Here is an 18592-nt window from a genome sequence, read left to right as displayed (position 1 = left end):
AAATTTATGAGCTTTGATTTAGACGAAGATATCCTGCAGGACTTTTTAATAGAAGCAGGCGAAATTCTTGAATTGCTTTCTGAACAATTGGTAGAGCTTGAACGAAGCCCCGATGATTCTGAGTTATTGAATGCTATTTTCCGTGGTTTTCATACGGTAAAAGGTGGCGCAGGATTTCTTTCTTTAACCGAACTGGTTGATGCTTGTCACGGTGCAGAAAACGTTTTTGACTTGCTGCGAACAGGCAAGCGTAGCGTAACATCTGAGTTGATGGATGTGATTTTAGAAGCGCTTGACTGTATTAATGTGATGTTTGAACAAGTGAAAGAACATCAGCCTCTTGATCGTGCTGATCAACGTTTATTAGATGCCTTACATTATTACAGCCAGCCTGCAACAGCAGATGAACTCGCTCCTATTTCTAAGCCCGTTGAAGCGCCATCGGTTGATGTTATTGCAGAGGTGACACCAGAACCTGCGAGTACGTCAAGTAGTGAGAATGTTACCACTGGTGACAGTGTTGATGATATGACTCAAGATGAGTTTGATCGTTTACTTGATGAACTTCATGGTACTGGACAAAGCCCATCCAAGCCAACTGAGCAAAATAATGTAGAAGCACAATTAAATTTTGATAGCGGTGATATTACTGATGATGAATTCGAACGTTTGTTAGACGAACTACACGGTTCTGGCAAAGGGCCGGGAAATAGTGATACGCCTGCGGCAAGTATTACAACACCATCATCGTCAGTAACCCTATCATCTACCGTGCCAGAAGATACTGGTGCCGGTGATAGTGATGACTTGATGACAGATGATGAATTTGAACGTCTGCTTGATGAATTACATGGTGCAGGTAAAAGCCCATCTTTAGAAGAACAAGCGTCTGCTGCACAATCTACAGCGAATGATTTAACCGAAGTTGAAGTTGCTGTTAGTTCGACTCAATCAACAGCAATGGTCACTCCACCTGCTTCTGCGGCACATCAACCGCCAGTAGAGCGCTCAGCGAAACCTGTTGCGGTCAAAGAGAAGTCAAAACCACAAGCGGATGCGACAGTACGTGTTGATACTTCAACCCTTGATACCATTATGAATATGGTTGGTGAGTTGGTTTTAGTACGAAATCGTTTAGTTAGTCTTGGTTTAAACACCAATGATGAAGAAATGTCGAAAGCGGTCTCAAATCTTGATGTTGTAACGGCAGATCTTCAAGGCGCTGTGATGAAAACTCGCATGCAACCAATCAAGAAAGTATTTGGTCGTTTTCCTCGTGTTGTACGTGATTTAGCGCGTAGCTTAAAGAAAGAAATCGTACTGGAAATGCGCGGTGAGGAAACAGATTTAGATAAAAACTTAGTGGAAGCTCTTGCTGATCCTCTGGTTCACTTAGTACGAAATTCTGTAGATCATGGTATTGAAATGCCGGATGTTCGTGAGCAGGTAGGTAAGCCTCGTACGGGAACTGTCTTATTATCAGCATCACAAGAAGGCGATCATATTCTACTTACCATCGAAGATGATGGTGGAGGTATGGATGCAGAAAAGCTCCGCAGCATTGCTGTTGAACGCGGTGTGATGGATGCAGATGCCGCTTCTCGTATCACTGACAATGAAGCGTATAATCTCATTTTTGCCCCTGGCTTCTCGACCAAAAAAGAAATCTCTGATATTTCTGGTCGTGGTGTAGGAATGGATGTTGTAAAAACAGGGATTAATCAGCTTAATGGTTCAATTCATATTGATTCAGTGCTAGGTAAAGGCACTCGAATTGACATTAAAGTACCGTTAACGTTGGCTATTTTACCGACATTAATGGTAGGTGTTGGTGAACAACCATTTGCATTGCCATTAGCGAGTGTGAATGAAATATTCCACCTTGATTTGAATAAAACCAATACTGTTGATGGCCAGTTAACAATTATTGTTCGTGATAAAGCGATACCCCTGTTTTATCTACAAGATTGGTTGTCAAATATGACTGGCGGTACGAATAAAGATCGTGGCCATGGTCATGTCGTTATTGTTCAAATTGGCCATCAGCGAATTGGTTTTGTGGTTGATACCTTAATTGGTCAAGAAGAAGTCGTGATAAAACCACTAGATAGCTTACTTCAAGGTACGCCAGGTATGGCAGGTGCAACTATTACCAGTGATGGTCATATTGCATTAATTCTTGATGTGCCAAGCTTATTAAAACACTACGCTGGTCATTAATTAGCACGACAAATAATAATAAAAGAGGGGGGCGATGACCCCCTTTGTTTAAGCGTTTCAACGGGATGAAAGTAACATGGCAGTTAAAGTATTAGTAGTTGATGACTCAAGTTTTTTCCGTCGAAGAGTAAGTGAAATAATTAATGCTGATAGTCGGTTGGAAGTTGTTGGCAATGCCGTTAATGGCAAAGAAGCGGTAGAGTTAACCCAAAAACTGCAACCTGACGTGATCACAATGGACATCGAAATGCCCGTAATGGATGGTATTACAGCCGTTCGCGAGATCATGAAAGTGTCACCAACTCCGATCTTAATGTTTTCTTCGTTAACTCATGATGGTGCCAAGGCGACGCTTGATGCCCTTGATGCTGGTGCATTAGATTTCTTGCCAAAGAAATTTGAAGATATTGCGCGTAATCGTGATGAAGCCGTTGAACTGCTTCAAAAACGTGTTGCAGAGCTTGCACGTAAACGTATTTTTATGCGCCGAAGTGCGACGACGCGTTCAACATCTCTTCCTTCTTCGCCATTAACAAGCACTCATACATCGACGACGAAACCAACGCTAACGTCACGCTTGCAGGCTGAACCTTCATCTGTCTCATCTTCAAGAGCTGCGCGTGCATCTGTTGTCAAACCCGCATTACGTTTTAAAGCGTCAGGAAAAAAATACCAGATTGTTGCAATTGGCACATCGACTGGTGGCCCTGTCGCATTACAAAAAATATTGACTCAGCTACCTGCTAATTTTCCCTATCCGATAGTGCTTATTCAGCACATGCCTGCGACATTTACCGCCGCTTTTGCTGCACGATTAGATCAGCTGTGCAAAATTGGAGTGAAAGAAGCGGAAAATGGGGATATGTTGAAAGCGGGTATGGCGTATCTTGCTCCTGGCGGTAAACAAATGATGCTTGATGGTCGACCTGGCGCATCAAGGTTACGTATTATTGATAGCGGTGAGCGCATGAATTATAAACCATGTGTTGATGTAACATTTGGTTCTGCGGCTAAAGTCTATCAAGACAAAGTCCTATCAATGGTATTAACCGGTATGGGCGCTGATGGTCGAGATGGCGCAAGAATGCTAAAAAATAGTGGTTCAACTATTTGGGCGCAGGATGAAGACAGTTGTGTGGTATACGGTATGCCTCAAGCCGTTGCTAAAGCGGGTATATCAAGCCACGACTTACCTTTAGATCGTATTGCTGAATGTATGTTAATAGAACTAGGTTTACAGTGAGGATCAAGGGGTGATTGTTTGGAGTATTGCTAATCAAAAAGGTGGGGTGGGGAAAACCACAACCACAATTACATTAGCCGGATTGCTGAGTGAGCAAAATAAACGTGTTTTATTAGTTGATACCGACCCACACGCATCGTTAACAACGTATTTAAACTTTGATTCAGAGCAAGTACCCGCGAGTTTATTTGATTTGTTTCAATTACCCGTAGTGAATAAAGCCAGTGTAAAACCACTTATTCTTAAAACAGCATTTAATAATATTGATATTATTCCTGCCCATATGTCACTGGCAACACTTGATCGTGTAATGGGAAATCGTAGTGGTATGGGGTTAGTGTTAAAAAAAGCGCTGCATAGTTTAGTTGATGACTATGATTACGTACTGATAGATTGCCCACCGATTTTGGGGGTGATGATGGTCAATGCATTGGCGGCGAGCGATCGCATTCTTATACCAGTACAAACCGAGTTTTTAGCCATGAAAGGCTTGGAAAGAATGATGAGGACGTTACAAATTATGCAGCGTTCTAAGCCGTCTGGTTTTAATGTCACGATTGTTCCAACTATGTACGATAAACGAACACGCGCATCACTCCAAACGTTGCAAGAACTCAAGGCTCGTTTCCCTGAACAAGTTTGGGCGTCTGCGGTACCTATTGATACAAAGTTCCGTGATGCCAGTATTAAACATATGCCACCATCATTATATGCCCGAAACTGTCGTGGTGTGTTTGCTTACAAAACGTTATTAAAATATGTAGAACGGTTAGACAATCATGCAAAGTAAGCCACTTTCAAGTGATCAAGCCCTAGATGATTATTTTTTTGATTTATTAGAAGAATCAAATGAAGTTGCTGTACCTGCGGAGATTAAAGATCCCATTTTAGATGTCGATAAACCAAGTATTGGAAATGTTGAAGTCGCGTCTACGTTACTTCAACCTAAGTTAAATGTATTAAAGCCACAGCCTTATGTTGCTGTTGATTATGCAGAGCCGTCAAATCGACAAGATATAGCACGACTATTGAGTCAAGTTGATGAAAATTATGTTGATGATATTCAAGAAAATGTTATACAAACTGCAAATCCACAACAAATTTTTTCAGAAACAGAATACGTCATACCAGAGCAACTAACTTCTATTAAAGAAGCTGAACCTAGGTGTACGAGTACTGAAAATATAGCGGAAGATACCGTTGAAACGGAGGTTATCAAAACCGCTGAAATTGCTGAAGATGCAGGGTTAATTCCGCCAGAGCAGTGGACACATCATGGGATGGAACAAGCGTTTCAAGCGCTATTTTTTGAAGTTAATGGTGTGACATTTGCTGTTGCGCTCACGCAATTGGGTGGTATTCATCAACTTGGCGAGCTTAACCGTTTACTTGGGCGTCCTAATTGGTATTTGGGTCTACAGTCAACACGCGAGCAAAAGTTAGATGTAGTTGATACTGCACGTTGGGTAATGCCAGAGAAGCTAGTTGGTGATGAGTATCGTGATAATTATCGTTATATTGTGATGCTTGGCGATAGCCAATGGGGGCTAGCTAGCGATAAACTGCATGGCACCAAAATGCTGAATGGCAATGATATTCGCTGGCGAGAGAAGGCAGGAAAACGCCCTTGGCTTGCGGGTATGGTAAAAGATAAAATGTGTGCACTTATCCATGTCGATGCGTTGATCGCAATGCTAAACAATGGATTGGATGTAAATAGTATTGAGTAATACAGGACCTTAAGAGGGAATAGCATGTCACAGGTAAATATCGCTGAGATCCAAAAAGACGGAGCGAATGATCAGGTTCTGCAATGGGTGACATTTCAGCTAGAAGATGAGACTTACGGTATAAATGTTATGCAAGTCCGTGAGGTTTTGCGCTATTCAGAAATTGCACCAGTGCCAGGTGCGCCTGATTATGTGCTCGGTATTATTAATCTTCGCGGTAATGTCGTTACTGTTATCGATACTCGCTCTCGTTTTGGCTTAGCTCCGGGTGAGATTTCTGACAATACACGTATTGTTATCATTGAAGCAGAAAAACAAGTGATTGGTATTCTTGTCGATAGTGTTGCTGAAGTGGTTTATCTACGTAGTTCTGAAATTGATAGCACGCCAAGTGTGGGTACCGAAGAGAGTGCGAAGTTTATTCAAGGTGTAAGTAATCGCGAAGGACAATTACTTATCTTAGTTGATCTTAATAAGCTGCTATCTGATGAAGAATGGGATGAGATGGCGTACTTGTAATGAATACTATTCTGCTCCAGTGGATACCTACTGTTATTAGTGTATTGGCGGTTTTAATCTTTACTGTGTTATTGCTTCGCGAGCGTAAAGCGCGACGGAGTTTAGAAACAAAATTTGCCGCTATTGAAACTGTATTGAAAAATGCCCGCTTACAAAATGAACGCTTGAATAAAGAGTTCAATGAATTGCGGGCAGGAACAATGGGTATGAGTCACAAACTGGCGGATATGTCACATCAGTTAGAAGTGGTTGAAGATCGTCAAACAGAGATCATGATGAACGATCCTGAAGGACGTTTATATAGTCGCGCCAGTAAAATGGTCGAGTTGGGCGCAGATGTACATGAATTGATGAATGAGTGTGATTTACCTAAAGCTGAAGCTGAACTTCTGCTTCGCTTACAGCAGACGATGCAAAAACACCGTCGACGTTAATCGTTATACTGATATATCAATATCTTCAAGCCCCTCCCACCCCGGAGGGGTTTTTCCGTTTAAGTACCATGAAAAGGCAATCAGTTCGGCAATAATCAAGTATAACTCTTGTGGGATTTCATCACCGACATCAAAGCTATTTAGATATTGTGCCAATACAGGATCTTGATGTATTAAGCCACCTTGCAGTTTCACTTGTTCAATAATATGTTCAGCTAATTGCTGGTGGCCTTTGGCTATAATATAAGGGGATTTTTCACCATCATATTTAAGTGCAACTGCATGCGAGGTTGTTTTATTATCTGTAGTCATCACTCAGACCTTAATCAATAAGCCATTAGTAGAGGCTAGAGGGTCATTAGACTCTTTATCTTGAGCTTGCAGAAATTTAGGAGATTTACAGTTAATACCTAACTGTGCCATACGAGAAAAAAGTAGCGGTGAGACCTGCTCTATTTTATGTAACAACAGTGGATTAACGGTTTCAAATACCGTTGTTAATGTGCTGTTTTTCCATTGGGCTGTAACATTAAGTATATCTATTGCACCAATAGGTAATGCCAATTTGACCGTCCAACAGGAATTGATACTCTTGTCGGCATTTGATTTTGAATCCTCGGGCTCATTTTTTATTTTAATATCAATAGATTGGTTGTTATTTATCGGCCATTGCAGATAAATGCTACTGGTATCTTGTGTACGTTGTGTTTCAGGCCCTCGTTGTTCAGCGGCAAGCCTTAATAGCGCGGGAATGTCTTGTTGTTGCTCAGGGCTTAACGTTTTTAACCATTGGTTTAACTGGCTTTGTGGTTGAGGTAGTTGCTGTAATAACTGCGCTAAAGGTTTTCGTTCTCCACCTTGTTGTAACCAAGCAATTAAGCTGGTTTGATTTTGTGGTGCAAAGAGCTGCTGGAAAATAGTATTTAGGTTGTTAGAGGGCGTTGTGGCTAATTTAGCTGTACCGGAGTTTAACGGGTTAGACAAAAGTGTAACTAAACGTTGCAAGCTGTTTATGGATAACAATAATTGCGGTAATTGAGAAATGAGGTTTTGCTCTTTTCCTCCTGAGCGAGTAAATAATGCCGCTTGGCTCTTTCGATTATCCGATAAAGGTTTTTCAATTTGAGCAGTTTTTGCTGCGCTATGGGGGTGAGAGGGCGTTAAATTGATACGCATATATTTCACATTTACTTACGTTAGTTAACGATGAAGATGTCCGTAGTTTAGCTAAATTATTTGCCATTGTGGTATCATGCGGACTGATTTGTGACACCTAGGATACATCATTTATATGTTGTCAGTAGCAGATTTAAGCTGCGTTCGTGATGAACGTTTATTGTTTGACGAACTCAGTTTCACTATATCAAGTGGCGAGTTAGTTCAAATTGAAGGCCATAATGGCGCTGGTAAAACCACACTGTTACGTATTATTGCTGGGTTAGGCCGGGCTGATAGTGGGCAAGTTTATTGGAATCAAGAAGATATTCAGGTTGCACGAGAAGATTATCATCAAGAGCTGTTGTTTCTTGGTCATCAAACTGGCGTAAAGCGCGAACTTACCGCCTTTGAGAACTTGGCTTTTTTTCAAGCCATGCATAAATGCAATCAAGGCTCAGATCTCAAGGGTTCACCACAAGTTATGGGTGAGGACGCATTATGGCAAGCATTGGCACATGTTGGGTTAGCGGGGCGTGAAGATGTACCAGCCGGGCAACTCTCAGCAGGTCAGCAACGCCGTGTTGCATTAGCGCGTCTATGGTTAAGTAATCATAAATTATGGGTGCTTGATGAGCCATTAACGGCGATTGATAAGCAAGGTGTCAAGGTGCTTGAAAACTTGTTTTTATCTCATGTTGAACGTGGTGGCATGGTGTTATTAACCACCCACCAAGATATGTTTACCGATAGTAATCATTTACGAAAAATTAAGTTAGGGTAGTGCTCACGGTGTTTAATTCTATTATTCAAATTATTCGTCGTGAATTGTTAATTGCTTTTCGTCGACGTGCCGATGTGATGAACCCATTGTGGTTCTTTATTATTGTGATCACCTTATTTCCATTAAGTATCGGTCCTGAGCCTAAATTGCTTGCACGTATTGCTCCTGGGATCATTTGGGTGGCGGCATTGTTAGCAGCGTTATTATCAATGGAACGCCTCTTTCGTGATGATTACGCCGATGGCTCGCTGGAGCAAATGTTATTAATGCCGACACCATTAGCGGTATCTGCCTTTGCTAAAATGCTTGCGCATTGGTTGTTGACAGGTTTACCGCTGATATTAATTAGTCCTTTATTAGCGATTTTATTATCCCTAAATTGGGATACATGGGTAGCCGTTGTACTCACATTGCTAATAGGTACGCCAACATTAAGCTTTTTAGGGGCAATTGGTGTCGCTTTAACGGTTGGATTACGAAAAGGTGGCGTTTTATTGAGCTTGCTCATATTACCGTTATATATACCTGTGCTTATATTCGCAACCTCTGCAATAGAAGCTGCAGGCCTAGGGATGGCATATAACGGGCAATTAGCATTAATGGCGGCAATGTTGGTGGCCTCTTTAACGTTAGCACCGTTTGCGGTTGCGGCATCGCTAAGGATCAGTGTGAATTAAATAAAGAGTGGGAGCGATGATGTCTTCCATTTTGTTTATTTATCCAACCAGTAGAGATTTATAAGGTTAAGGGATGACACAAAATCCTATTATTTTGTGACTGAACTTGGTTTTCATGACGTATTTATAACTATATAACGAGTAGAGAGCATTATGTGGAAGTGGTTACATCCCTACGCTAAAGCCGAGAATACCTATCGCTTGTGCGGTAAGTTACTGCCTTGGTTTGCCATGATTAGCTTAATTGCCATTGTTGTCAGTTCTATTTGGGGCTTAATGTTTGCGCCAGCGGATTATCAACAGGGTGACAGCTTTAGAATTATTTACTTGCATGTTCCCGCTGCAATCTGGTCGATGGGTGCTTATGTATCAATGGCTATTGCCGCATTCATTGGTTTAGTGTGGCAGATTCGATTATCGGATATGGCCGCAGCTGCAATGGCGCCAGTTGGTGCAGTGTTTACCTTTATGGCATTGATCACTGGTGCGATTTGGGGCAAACCAATGTGGGGCACATGGTGGGTGTGGGATGCACGTTTAACATCTGAACTCATTCTTCTATTTTTATATCTTGGTGTTATTGCATTGTATAATGCTTTTGATGATCAAAAAACAGCAGCCAAAGCGGCGGGTATTTTAGCGATTGTTGGTGTGATCAATATTCCTATTATTCACTTCTCTGTCGAGTGGTGGAATACCCTTCACCAAGGGGCAACCATTACTAAATTTGCCAAGCCTTCTATGTCAACAGATATGTTATGGCCGTTGCTGATTGGTATTGTTGGTTTTGCTTTTTTCTTCGGTACGGTGACTATGATCCGTCTACGTAATGAAATTCTTATCCGCGAAAGTCACCGCCCTTGGGTGCGTGAGCTAGTGAAGTGAGGTTGGTATGCATTTTGATTCTATGAGCGACTTTTTTGCCATGGGTGGTTATGCTGCTTATGTCTGGAGTGCGTTTGGTATCTCATTTGTAGCGATGCTATGGATCCTCTTTTCTAGCATGGCTACTCATCGTCGCGTGTTAGGTGACATTAAAAATAAAATCGCACGTGAACAACGTATTAAAGATGCGAAAAAGATGGAGAATACGCTATGACCCCAAGACGTAAGAAGCGTCTCGCCTTAGTTTTAGCGCTCGTTTTAGGCCTGGGTGCTACCATTGGTTTAGTGCTCTATGCGTTAAACCAAAATATGGATTTATTCTACACACCAACAGAGCTGGTTAATGGTAAGCCTGATGGCACCAAACCAGAAGTTGGTCAACGTTTACGTATTGGTGGCATGGTGGTGAAAGGCTCTGTGAAGCGTGATCCTCAATCTTTAGAAGTGAGTTTTAAAGTTGCTGATGTCGGCCCTTCAGTGACTGTCACGTATGATGGTATTTTGCCTGATCTCTTCCGTGAAGGGCAGGGTATTGTCGCGCAAGGTGTACTCGTTGGCCCAACAACAATAAAAGCACACGAAGTACTGGCTAAGCATGATGAAAATTACATGCCGCCTGAAGTCGCTGATGCGATGAAGAAAAATCACTCAAAACTTCAATATACTGAAGAACAACTACAAGGTAGTGCTCAATGATCCCTGAAATAGGCCATTTTGCCCTTATTACTGCCCTCGCCTTATCGGTACTGGCCAGTATTTATCCGCTATATGGTGCTGCAGTCGGTAACCAAGCAATGATGCGTATGGCACGACCATTGGCATACGGTATTTTTGCTTTTATATCGTTATCTTTTGTTATTTTATGTTGGTCATTCTATAACAATGATTTTACTGTTGCGTATGTAGCCAGTAACTCGACAAGTTTATTACCGTGGTATTACCGTATTACAGCGGTATGGGGCGCGCACGAAGGTTCATTGCTGCTTTGGGTACTTATCCAAGCCGGTTGGGCTGCTGCTGTGGCGCGTTTTAGCCGTGATATGCCACTTGAATCTGTTTCTCGTGTCTTATCGGTAATGGGGATGATTGCAGTGGGTTTCTTACTGTTTATTATCATTACTTCTAACCCATTTTTACGTACGCTACCGGTATTCCCTGTCGAAGGTCGTGATCTAAACCCATTATTGCAAGATCCGGGTCTAATTATTCACCCGCCAATGCTTTACATGGGCTACGTTGGCTTCTCTGTTGCGTTCTCTTTTGCCATTGCATCCTTGATGACTGGTCGTTTAGATACCGCTTGGGCACGTTGGTCTCGTCCATGGACAATCGCGGCATGGTCATTCCTAACGGTAGGTATCGCACTAGGGTCATGGTGGGCTTACTACGAACTTGGCTGGGGTGGCTGGTGGTTCTGGGATCCAGTAGAAAACGCATCATTTATGCCATGGCTTGCAGGTACGGCGTTAATGCACTCGCTATCAGTAACAGAAAAGCGTGGCACATTTAAAGCATGGACTGTACTGCTTGCGATCTCTGCCTTCTCATTAAGTTTATTAGGTACGTTCTTAGTGCGTTCTGGCGTATTGGTTTCTGTGCATGCATTTGCGTCAGATCCGGCTCGCGGTATGTTCATTCTTGGTTTCCTTGTGGTTGTTATCGGTGGTTCTTTACTGCTGTATGCATTACGTGGTGGTCAAATTCGTTCTCGTGGTAACTACAGCTTGTTCTCACGTGAAAACCTGTTACTAGCAAACAACATTTTACTTGTTGCAGGCTTAGTAGTTGTACTTATTGGTACATTATTACCATTGGTACATAAGCAAATTGGTTTAGGTTCTGTTTCTATCGGTGTACCTTTCTTCAACATGCTATTTACATGGTTGATGATCCCGTTTGCTTTTATTATGGGTGTTGGTCCTCTTGTTCGTTGGAAACGCGATAATTTCAAACATGTTCGCAAGCCAATGATTATCTCAGCACTGATCACGATTCCATTTTCATACCTTGTTATTTACTTTACGGCAAGTGTGGTTGAACCGCTTGCGGTGTTAGGGATGATGATGGCGGTGTGGATCATTGTGATGCATGGTTTTGAGTTATTCGAGCGTGCGACACACCGTCATACTTTTGTTGATGGCTTAGGTAAATTAGGTCGTAGCCATTGGGCGATGGTGTTAGGCCATATTGGTTTAGCGATATCTATCATTGGTATCACGCTAGTCTCTAACTACGATATCGAACGTGATTTACGTTTAGCGCCGGGTCAATCTGTTAATGTGAAAGGCTATGATTTCCACTTTGCTGGATTACGTGATGCAGATGGTCCTAACTATGATGGATATATAGCTGATTTCAATATTAGCCGTCGTGGTATTAATGTAACAACACTACATGCTGAAAAACGTTTCTACAGTGTGGCTGGCTCTATGATGACAGAAGCGGCAATTGATAGCGGGATTACTCGTGACTTATATGTTGCTATGGGTGAGAAGCTTGGTGATGGTGCATGGGCTGTTCGTATTTACTACAAACCATTTGTGAACTGGATGTGGGCGGGTGCATTTTTAATGGCGTTAGGTGGTGCATTGGCGATCAGCGATAAACGTTACCGATTCCGCACTCCTGCAAAACTGAGTAATAAATCGTCAGAGGAAAAATTAACCCATGAATAAGAAGTTCCTCTTTATTCCGTTAGTCTTGTTCATTGCACTGGTTATTATGTTTATGGTGCAGTTAACCCGCAATGCTGATGGTGATGATCCAACAAAATTAGAATCGGTATTGGTAGGTAAACCTGTACCGACCTTTAAATTAGAAGATCTATTCCAACCAGGAAAAGAGTATCAACAAACGATTTTCAAAGGTGAACCATTATTGCTTAACGTGTGGGCGACATGGTGTCCGACATGTTATGCAGAACACCAATACTTAAATACGTTAGCGAAACAAGGCGTTAAGATCATTGGTCTGAACTACAAAGATCAACGTGAGAAAGCGATTGGTTGGTTAACTGAATTGGGTAATCCTTATTTGCATACACTTTATGATGGTAACGGTATGTTAGGTATGGATTTAGGTGTGTATGGCGCACCTGAAACATTCATTATTGATGCTAACGGCATTATTCGTTATCGCCATGTGGGTGACGTTAATCCTGAAAATTGGAAAAAAACGCTTGAGCCGTTGTACAACAAGCTAAAAGCGGAGGCAAAAGGTTAATGAAACGTTTATTTGCCCTTGTTATAGCTGCAACGATTGCGCTAACCGCGGCGTTACCAGCATTTGCATCGATTGATGTCTATGACTTTAAAAATGCGGAACAAGAAAAGCAGTTTCAAGAGCTAACGGCAACATTACGTTGCCCTAAGTGTCAGAACAATAATATTGCTGATTCAAATGCAACCTTAGCGCAAGATATGCGACAGAAAACATTTGAGCTTCTTCAAGAAGGCAAAACCAGTCAGCAAATTATTGATTACATGATTGCGCGTTACGGTAACTTTGTTACGTACAATCCACCGATGACAGCTTCGACTGCAATTTTATGGGTTGGTCCTATTCTGTTTATCGTTATTGGCTTTACTGTTCTGGTTTATCGTACGCGTAAAAACGGTGAAAAAGTTGAGCAGGCTCAATTAGATGAGGAAGAAGCTAAACGATTAAAAGCACTGCTTGCAGAGATGGAACAGCAAGATGCTAAAAGTGTTGATACTCAATCAAAGGTAAACAAATGACGCTGTTTTGGATTATAACTGCTGTCTTAGTGCTTATTGCAATAGCATTTTTTGCTGTACCTATGTTGTATGGTAAAGAATACGATGATGTAGCAAGCCGAGATGAATTAAACAAAGCATTCTTTAAAGATCGTATTCATGAACTGGAACACGAATCAGAAGAAGGCTTGGTTGAGAATCGCCAAGAATTAGTTTCTGAGCTTCAACAGTCATTGCTAGATGATATACCTGAAAGTAAAGAGAAGAAATCTACTCATGTTAGTGCTGGGATGTTGCTACCTGGCATTATCTTAATTGTTGGTGTGAGCTATGGCATGTACGCCTCTGTGGGCGGTATTCAGAAAGTAGAAGCGTGGCATGATGCGGTAAACCGTCTGCCTCAACTTTCTCAACGCTTACTGGGTGATAATGCCGCTAATGAGCCGCTGTCTGATCAAGATATGTCTGATCTGACTTTAGCATTACGTACTAAATTGCACGATGACGGTGATGATCCTATGGGGTGGTTATTGTTAGGTCGTATCGCAATGGCAAACCGTGATGGTGAAACCGCTGAAATGGCAATGAAAAAAGCTTATGACTTAAACCCTGTTGATGAGGATATTCAGTTAGGTTATGCACAGTCATTAATGCTAAGTGGTAAGCCGGGCGCAAGTGACATGGCACGTAACTTATTACGCAATGTCATTAAGAAAGATCATACTAACGTGCAAGCATTATCGCTACTCGCTTTCGATGCGTTTGAGCAAAACAAGTTTGAACAAGCGATCGCTTATTGGACGATGATGAAAAAGCTTATCGGACCGGATGATTCGCGTGCACCGATGCTTGATCGAAGTATTGAACGCGCACAAGCACGTTTAAATGCTGATGACAAAGCGAAGGCATTAGTCAATGGTTCTGCTGCAGCTGCGGCAGAAACTGCGCCAAAAGTCAGTGCTGAACAAGCAAAACAGCAGATAGTGGCGACAATTTCATTAGCGCCAAACGTCGTGATGCCAAAGCAGGGCGATATTATTGTCTCTGTTCATAGCGCTGATGGCGCACCAATGCCAATTGCAGCTGTAAAGCTACCACTGACAACGTCTTTCCCATTAACCATTACGTTAACGGATAAAGACAGCATGATGCCGCAGCGCAAGCTATCGTCATTATCTGAAATGATTGTCCGTGCTCGTATTGATAGTGATGGTAACGTCATGACGAAACAAGGTGATTGGTATGGTGAAAGCCAGAAAGTGATGCTTGGTGGTGATACAAAAGTATTAATTAATAAACAATATTAATTCAATACTGGAACAAATAGAGCAGGCTGGATATTATTGTCCAGCCTGCTTTCTATTGGATATATGTTTTGAATAGAATTTTCTTACTAATAATTTGGCTTTCTCTGGGGCTAGTCGGTTGTGCGCAAACACCAGATGAACCGTCAAAACAAATTACCTCTAACAATATTACTGATCATATTGATGCTGACAGTGATAGTAATGGCGTTTATGACCCATTTGAGGGGTTTAACCGTGCTATGTGGGATTTTAATTTTAACTATTTAGACCCGTACGTAGCCCGTCCAGTTTCAATGGCATATGTTAATTACACGCCAACCCCTGTTCGTAAAGGCATCATGAATTTTTTATCAAATTTAGATGAGCCTGCAAGTATGGTTAATAGCCTACTGTCGTTAAATGGCAAAGCTGCGGTCACCCATTTTAACCGTTTTTGGATTAATACAATTTTTGGATTGGGTGGTTTAATCGATATCGCATCTGCGGCTGACATAAATAAACCTGCGGATCGACGATTTGGTGACACGTTAGGTTATTATGGTGTACCAAATGGTCCTTATTTGATGTTACCAGTTTATGGCCCAGTGACGTTCCGAGGTTTTGGTGATGCGGCTGATGAACTCTACCCAATGTTCAGCTTATTAAATATTTGGGAAGGGCTAGGTAAATGGCTTTTTCAGGGGATGGAAGATCGTGCTGCATTAGCACAACAAGAAGCGATGCTAGAAAAATCACCCGATCCATATGTATTTACTCGTGATGCATATATTCAATATAAAGACTTTATCGCCAGTGACGGTAAAGTTGACCAAGAGCAACAAGCAGATAGTTTTGATGATAGTTATCTTGATGAAATTGATGATCAGTAATATTACTTAACTAAAAAAGACCTCCAATAAGGAGGTCTTTTTATATGTGGTATAGTTTGTAGCGAGCTTGTTTTTCTAAATAAATTTTATTTTACTTAGAAACGGTAGCTTGCTTGTACACCCGCTAACCATACATCACCAGATGTTGTACCAGCGAAAGAGAGTTTAGTTGGTTGTTGAAGTAGGCCGCTAGCTAGGCCATTAATACTCTTATCTGTTTCGTTTAGGTGCGCTTTCTTCGCATAAACGTAGGTCAGGCCTGCATCTAATGTTAAATTCTTAGACCACTGGTAACCCGCACCAAGACTTAACCAAGTACGATCAGTTTCAGGGATCGTTTGAGTTCGGTGGGCTTCATCAACTGCAGCCATGTCATAGGCAATACCAGAGCGAAGTGCTAACTTTTCTGTTGCTTGGTAAGTGGTACCAATAGCAAAACGGTAGTTGTCTTTCCAGTTTTCTTCTTTAATTAGATCGTTACTGTGTGAACCAAGAGCCGGAATATTCGCTTCTAATTTTTCAAAGCTGCTCCAATCTGTCCAGTTGATGCTGGTATGAATAGCCCATTGATCGGTTAACTGGTGGAAGGTTGCAATCTCTGCAGATGCTGGAAGCTCAAGCGGTAATGAACCGGGTAAAGTTTGGTTGTTGTATGCAAGGCCGCTAGCGTGACCGCTAAGGTTTAGGTCAACAGCTGAGCGATAGCTTACGCCAATACGGTTTGCTGGGTTAATTTGCCATGCAGCACCTGCTTGCCAACCCCATGCATTATCTTCTCCTTCCATATATTTAAGATTTTTACCCGCTAAGCCTTGATCATAAATATATTTCTGTTGTGGTGACAACATTCCAGAAACAGTGGCTGGTAGTACGCTTGGCAGTGCTGCGCCGAAGTGGCCTTTTGCCATAATATAACGCACACCGGCACCAACACTAAATTGGTCATTAATTTTGTAACCAAGATTAGGGTTGATTTCAACGGTGTGTACTTCCGCTTGATTACCGAAAAGAGAGGCAGTGAACTGGGTGCCAAGTTCGGTACGCATACCAAAGTTTGTACCAAATGCTAGGCCTAATGTTGCTTTATCGTTCAATTGACGAGAAATATAAAAATTGGGAATAACGGCACTATTAGCGATATCACGAGATTCAGTTTGATCTATGGTTTGATCATTAAGTTGTAGATTCCCTTTAACATCAATGTTTGGGTCAACGTAAATTGCACCGACTGATATTTGCGTACCTTCAAGGTATGTCAGCATTGCAGGGTTACGGAATTGGGCGCTGGCATTGTCAGCCATTGCTGCTTCACCAGCAAATGCGCGGCCTAAACCTGTTGCTGAATATTCAGCCAATTGGAATCCTGCAGCTAGGGCGTTAGAGCTCATGCCTAATGCTAATGCAGCCGTTAAAGATAATGTAATTTTATTTTTATTCATCATTTTAATATTAATCGCTAATTGTTCGCTGAAACTAAGTCGCGAATAATACCCTTAACAATTAATAGCGTGACAATTTATCGCTATAAATTCTACTTATTGAAGTAATATTCCTTTGATTTGTTTATTTTGGAATTATATCCGTTACTTTTTGTTCGTGCTGTTCTGATCTGATCTATTTTCAGCGTACACATGTACCAGTTGTTGTATTGTTCTGATTGTTATTTATACAAATTTTGAACGTGTCGAGTGAATTAATGAAAGGAAAGTGAGGTGGAAGTGGTAGTGAAAAGATTAAAAAAGGAGCCAAACGGCTCCTTTTAATCATTTTAGCGTTCAAGTGTACGCTGAAATTAGAATGAACGGCTGTATTGTAGACCGTACAACCATGCATTTGCACGAGTAGTTGCGTCAACCGACATACCGAGCGGATTGGTTTCATCTGCTTTAACATCTTTACCAATAAGGTAAGTTAAGCCAAAGTCGATGGTAGACTTGCTGTCTAGGTGGTAGCTAAAGCCGCCAGATAACCAGTTACGATCTGAATCAGGTACAGAAATAGACGTTTTTGAATCCTGTGCGCTAGTGTCATGCATGTAACCGGCACGAAGTGTCCACTGATCGTTTAGGTAGTAAGTACCACCGATAGAGTAGTGCCATCCATCTTGCCATTGGTAATCATTTAATTTAACGCCACCAGTTGTTTCTAGAACGTCAAACTCGCTCCAGCGGATCCATTGAATGCTGTAGTGAACCGCAAATTTATCATTTAGCTTATTGAAACCAGAAAATTCTGCCATATCTGGTAATGGCATTTTTAGCTTCTGATCGCTAAGGTCGTTGCCCGCATAGTGCATATCACCTTTAGCTTCTAATGTTGGGCTATAGCGGTAAGATAAGCCAAAACGGTTGTTTTGATCGAGTTCGTAGATAGTACCTAGGTTAAAGCCAAGTGCTACACCATCGGCATCAACATCAAGTAAATCAATTTTTGGTGTATTGATCGCACCATTAGGTGTTGGAATTTTTCCTGCAGGTATATAGCGATTTAGTTTACCACTGCCGTAAATTACGTCTAAACCACCACCAATGCTTAGTTGCTGGTTAATGCGGTAAGCAGCACTTAAACCTAAGTTCACACTTTTTACATCAGTTAAACCACCAAATACATTTGCAGCGTAGTTATCACTAAACTCAGTTTTAGTACCGAAGTTTGAGTAAAGTGATGCACCTACAGCGAATTTATCGTTGATAGGCTGAATGTAGTAGATGTTTGGCGCATAACTAGTACCACCAATTTGATCATCAGGGATCTGATAACCATTGTATGTTGCATCTTTTACTTTAACGTCAGTATCAATGGCGATAATACCAAGAGACAGTGCAGGTGCATCAAATAATGTCATTGATGCAGCGTTTTTTGCCATTGTTGATGCGTTGTCAGCAATAACACCGTCACCTGAAAATGCACGGCCAAGACCGGTTGCAGATTGTGCATTCAGCTGAAAGCCCGCTGCCATAGATTGTGATGAAGCTAAGGCGATAGCAGCAGTAATCACTGAGCGTGTAAAAATTTGCTTCTTATTCATGCTTAGAATAATTCCTAATTATATA

General features: G+C 41.6%; 20 protein-coding genes. 16 read left to right on the top strand and 4 right to left on the bottom strand.

Annotated elements, in window-relative coordinates; translation table 11 throughout:
- The first annotated feature begins 6 nt into the window (after positions 1-6).
- The 6 genes from C9J41_RS01935 to C9J41_RS01910 all read left to right on the top strand — a co-directional run bounded on the left by C9J41_RS01935 (position 7) and on the right by C9J41_RS01910 (position 6146).
- Positions 7-2220: a chemotaxis protein CheA gene (locus tag C9J41_RS01935; protein ID WP_107294136.1), complete on the top strand. Its 2214-nt coding sequence runs from the start codon at positions 7-9 to the stop codon at positions 2218-2220.
- A gap of 76 nt (positions 2221-2296) precedes the next feature.
- On the top strand, positions 2297-3463 hold the full coding sequence (locus tag C9J41_RS01930; RefSeq protein ID WP_107205509.1) for a chemotaxis response regulator protein-glutamate methylesterase: 1167 nt from the start codon (positions 2297-2299) through the stop codon (positions 3461-3463).
- 10 nt (positions 3464-3473) lie between these two features.
- Entirely contained in the window at positions 3474-4253 is a 780-nt protein-coding gene (locus C9J41_RS01925; RefSeq protein ID WP_107259343.1) for a ParA family protein, read from the top strand.
- On the top strand, positions 4243-5193 hold the full coding sequence (locus C9J41_RS01920) for a chemotaxis protein CheW (protein WP_107294135.1): 951 nt from the start codon (positions 4243-4245) through the stop codon (positions 5191-5193). The genes C9J41_RS01925 and C9J41_RS01920 overlap by 11 nt, the downstream gene beginning before the upstream one ends.
- A 24-nt stretch (positions 5194-5217) precedes the next feature.
- A complete protein-coding gene (locus tag C9J41_RS01915; protein WP_005370336.1) occupies positions 5218-5712 on the top strand; it encodes a chemotaxis protein CheW in 495 nt (164 codons plus the stop codon).
- Positions 5712-6146, top strand: a complete 435-nt coding sequence (locus C9J41_RS01910; protein ID WP_107205512.1) for a DUF2802 domain-containing protein — start codon at positions 5712-5714, stop codon at positions 6144-6146. The genes C9J41_RS01915 and C9J41_RS01910 overlap by 1 nt, the downstream gene beginning before the upstream one ends.
- Positions 6147-6149: 3 nt before the next feature.
- Here C9J41_RS01910 and C9J41_RS01905 read toward each other — a convergent pair whose 3' ends face one another.
- Both C9J41_RS01905 and C9J41_RS01900 read right to left on the bottom strand, forming a co-directional pair.
- A complete protein-coding gene (locus C9J41_RS01905) occupies positions 6150-6458 on the bottom strand; it encodes an EscU/YscU/HrcU family type III secretion system export apparatus switch protein (protein WP_107294134.1) in 309 nt (102 codons plus the stop codon).
- Between the two features lie 3 nt (positions 6459-6461).
- The gene (locus C9J41_RS01900; protein ID WP_107294133.1) at positions 6462-7322 is read right to left on the bottom strand and encodes a hypothetical protein; all 861 of its coding nucleotides are present in this window, start codon (positions 7320-7322) and stop codon (positions 6462-6464) included.
- Between the two features lie 115 nt (positions 7323-7437).
- On the opposite strand from C9J41_RS01900, the gene ccmA reads away from it, so the two are divergent.
- The 10 genes from ccmA to C9J41_RS01850 all read left to right on the top strand — a co-directional run bounded on the left by ccmA (position 7438) and on the right by C9J41_RS01850 (position 15539).
- Complete coding sequence (gene ccmA, locus C9J41_RS01895; RefSeq protein ID WP_107205515.1) at positions 7438-8085, top strand: cytochrome c biogenesis heme-transporting ATPase CcmA; 648 nt, start codon at positions 7438-7440, stop codon at positions 8083-8085.
- A gap of 8 nt (positions 8086-8093) precedes the next feature.
- On the top strand, positions 8094-8762 hold the full coding sequence (gene ccmB, locus C9J41_RS01890) for a heme exporter protein CcmB (protein ID WP_107205921.1): 669 nt from the start codon (positions 8094-8096) through the stop codon (positions 8760-8762).
- 153 nt (positions 8763-8915) lie between these two features.
- Positions 8916-9647: a heme ABC transporter permease gene (locus C9J41_RS01885; protein ID WP_107259356.1), complete on the top strand. Its 732-nt coding sequence runs from the start codon at positions 8916-8918 to the stop codon at positions 9645-9647.
- 7 nt (positions 9648-9654) lie between these two features.
- The gene (ccmD, locus tag C9J41_RS01880) at positions 9655-9861 is read left to right on the top strand and encodes a heme exporter protein CcmD (RefSeq protein WP_045082746.1); all 207 of its coding nucleotides are present in this window, start codon (positions 9655-9657) and stop codon (positions 9859-9861) included.
- The gene (gene ccmE, locus C9J41_RS01875; protein WP_107205517.1) at positions 9858-10343 is read left to right on the top strand and encodes a cytochrome c maturation protein CcmE; all 486 of its coding nucleotides are present in this window, start codon (positions 9858-9860) and stop codon (positions 10341-10343) included. Before ccmD ends, ccmE begins: the two co-directional genes overlap by 4 nt.
- Positions 10340-12322: a heme lyase CcmF/NrfE family subunit gene (locus tag C9J41_RS01870; RefSeq protein WP_107245615.1), complete on the top strand. Its 1983-nt coding sequence runs from the start codon at positions 10340-10342 to the stop codon at positions 12320-12322. Before ccmE ends, C9J41_RS01870 begins: the two co-directional genes overlap by 4 nt.
- A complete protein-coding gene (locus C9J41_RS01865; protein WP_107205519.1) occupies positions 12315-12869 on the top strand; it encodes a DsbE family thiol:disulfide interchange protein in 555 nt (184 codons plus the stop codon). The genes C9J41_RS01870 and C9J41_RS01865 overlap by 8 nt, the downstream gene beginning before the upstream one ends.
- Entirely contained in the window at positions 12869-13384 is a 516-nt protein-coding gene (locus tag C9J41_RS01860) for a cytochrome c-type biogenesis protein (protein WP_107205520.1), read from the top strand. Before C9J41_RS01865 ends, C9J41_RS01860 begins: the two co-directional genes overlap by 1 nt.
- A complete protein-coding gene (gene ccmI / locus C9J41_RS01855; RefSeq protein WP_107205521.1) occupies positions 13381-14670 on the top strand; it encodes a c-type cytochrome biogenesis protein CcmI in 1290 nt (429 codons plus the stop codon). Before C9J41_RS01860 ends, ccmI begins: the two co-directional genes overlap by 4 nt.
- A gap of 68 nt (positions 14671-14738) precedes the next feature.
- Positions 14739-15539, top strand: a complete 801-nt coding sequence (locus C9J41_RS01850) for a VacJ family lipoprotein (protein WP_107290582.1) — start codon at positions 14739-14741, stop codon at positions 15537-15539.
- Positions 15540-15634: 95 nt separating this feature from the next.
- On the opposite strand, the gene C9J41_RS01845 is transcribed toward C9J41_RS01850, so the two are convergent.
- A complete protein-coding gene (locus C9J41_RS01845; protein WP_199190628.1) occupies positions 15635-16978 on the bottom strand; it encodes an outer membrane protein transport protein in 1344 nt (447 codons plus the stop codon).
- Between the two features lie 353 nt (positions 16979-17331).
- Positions 17332-18567 (bottom strand): outer membrane protein transport protein, encoded by a 1236-nt coding sequence (locus C9J41_RS01840; RefSeq protein WP_107294132.1) that lies wholly within the window; start codon positions 18565-18567, stop codon positions 17332-17334.
- Positions 18568-18592 lie beyond the last annotated feature (25 nt).

It is taken from the genome of Photobacterium sp. GB-50, assembly GCF_003026755.1.
GTDB lineage: Bacteria > Pseudomonadota > Gammaproteobacteria > Enterobacterales > Vibrionaceae > Photobacterium.
The sequence above is the reverse complement of the archived record's forward strand: the minus strand, read 5'-3'. Positions and strand labels throughout refer to the sequence as shown.

Bases quoted from the DNA above. Each gene is read 5' to 3' on its own strand.
- C9J41_RS01935 (WP_107294136.1), top strand. From the start codon at position 7: ATGAGCTTTGATTTAGACGAAGATATCCTGCAGGACTTTTTAATAGAA.
- C9J41_RS01930 (WP_107205509.1), top strand. From the start codon at position 2,297: ATGGCAGTTAAAGTATTAGTAGTTGATGACTCAAGTTTTTTCCGTCGA.
- C9J41_RS01920 (WP_107294135.1), top strand. From the start codon at position 4,243: ATGCAAAGTAAGCCACTTTCAAGTGATCAAGCCCTAGATGATTATTTT.
- C9J41_RS01915 (WP_005370336.1), top strand. From the start codon at position 5,218: ATGTCACAGGTAAATATCGCTGAGATCCAAAAAGACGGAGCGAATGAT.
- C9J41_RS01910 (WP_107205512.1), top strand. From the start codon at position 5,712: ATGAATACTATTCTGCTCCAGTGGATACCTACTGTTATTAGTGTATTG.
- C9J41_RS01905 (WP_107294134.1), bottom strand. From the start codon at position 6,458: ATGACTACAGATAATAAAACAACCTCGCATGCAGTTGCACTTAAATAT.
- C9J41_RS01900 (WP_107294133.1), bottom strand. From the start codon at position 7,322: ATGCGTATCAATTTAACGCCCTCTCACCCCCATAGCGCAGCAAAAACT.
- ccmA (WP_107205515.1), top strand. From the start codon at position 7,438: ATGTTGTCAGTAGCAGATTTAAGCTGCGTTCGTGATGAACGTTTATTG.
- C9J41_RS01885 (WP_107259356.1), top strand. From the start codon at position 8,916: ATGTGGAAGTGGTTACATCCCTACGCTAAAGCCGAGAATACCTATCGC.
- ccmD (WP_045082746.1), top strand. From the start codon at position 9,655: ATGCATTTTGATTCTATGAGCGACTTTTTTGCCATGGGTGGTTATGCT.
- ccmE (WP_107205517.1), top strand. From the start codon at position 9,858: ATGACCCCAAGACGTAAGAAGCGTCTCGCCTTAGTTTTAGCGCTCGTT.
- C9J41_RS01870 (WP_107245615.1), top strand. From the start codon at position 10,340: ATGATCCCTGAAATAGGCCATTTTGCCCTTATTACTGCCCTCGCCTTA.
- C9J41_RS01865 (WP_107205519.1), top strand. From the start codon at position 12,315: ATGAATAAGAAGTTCCTCTTTATTCCGTTAGTCTTGTTCATTGCACTG.
- C9J41_RS01860 (WP_107205520.1), top strand. From the start codon at position 12,869: ATGAAACGTTTATTTGCCCTTGTTATAGCTGCAACGATTGCGCTAACC.
- ccmI (WP_107205521.1), top strand. From the start codon at position 13,381: ATGACGCTGTTTTGGATTATAACTGCTGTCTTAGTGCTTATTGCAATA.
- C9J41_RS01845 (WP_199190628.1), bottom strand. From the start codon at position 16,978: ATGAATAAAAATAAAATTACATTATCTTTAACGGCTGCATTAGCATTA.
- C9J41_RS01840 (WP_107294132.1), bottom strand. From the start codon at position 18,567: ATGAATAAGAAGCAAATTTTTACACGCTCAGTGATTACTGCTGCTATC.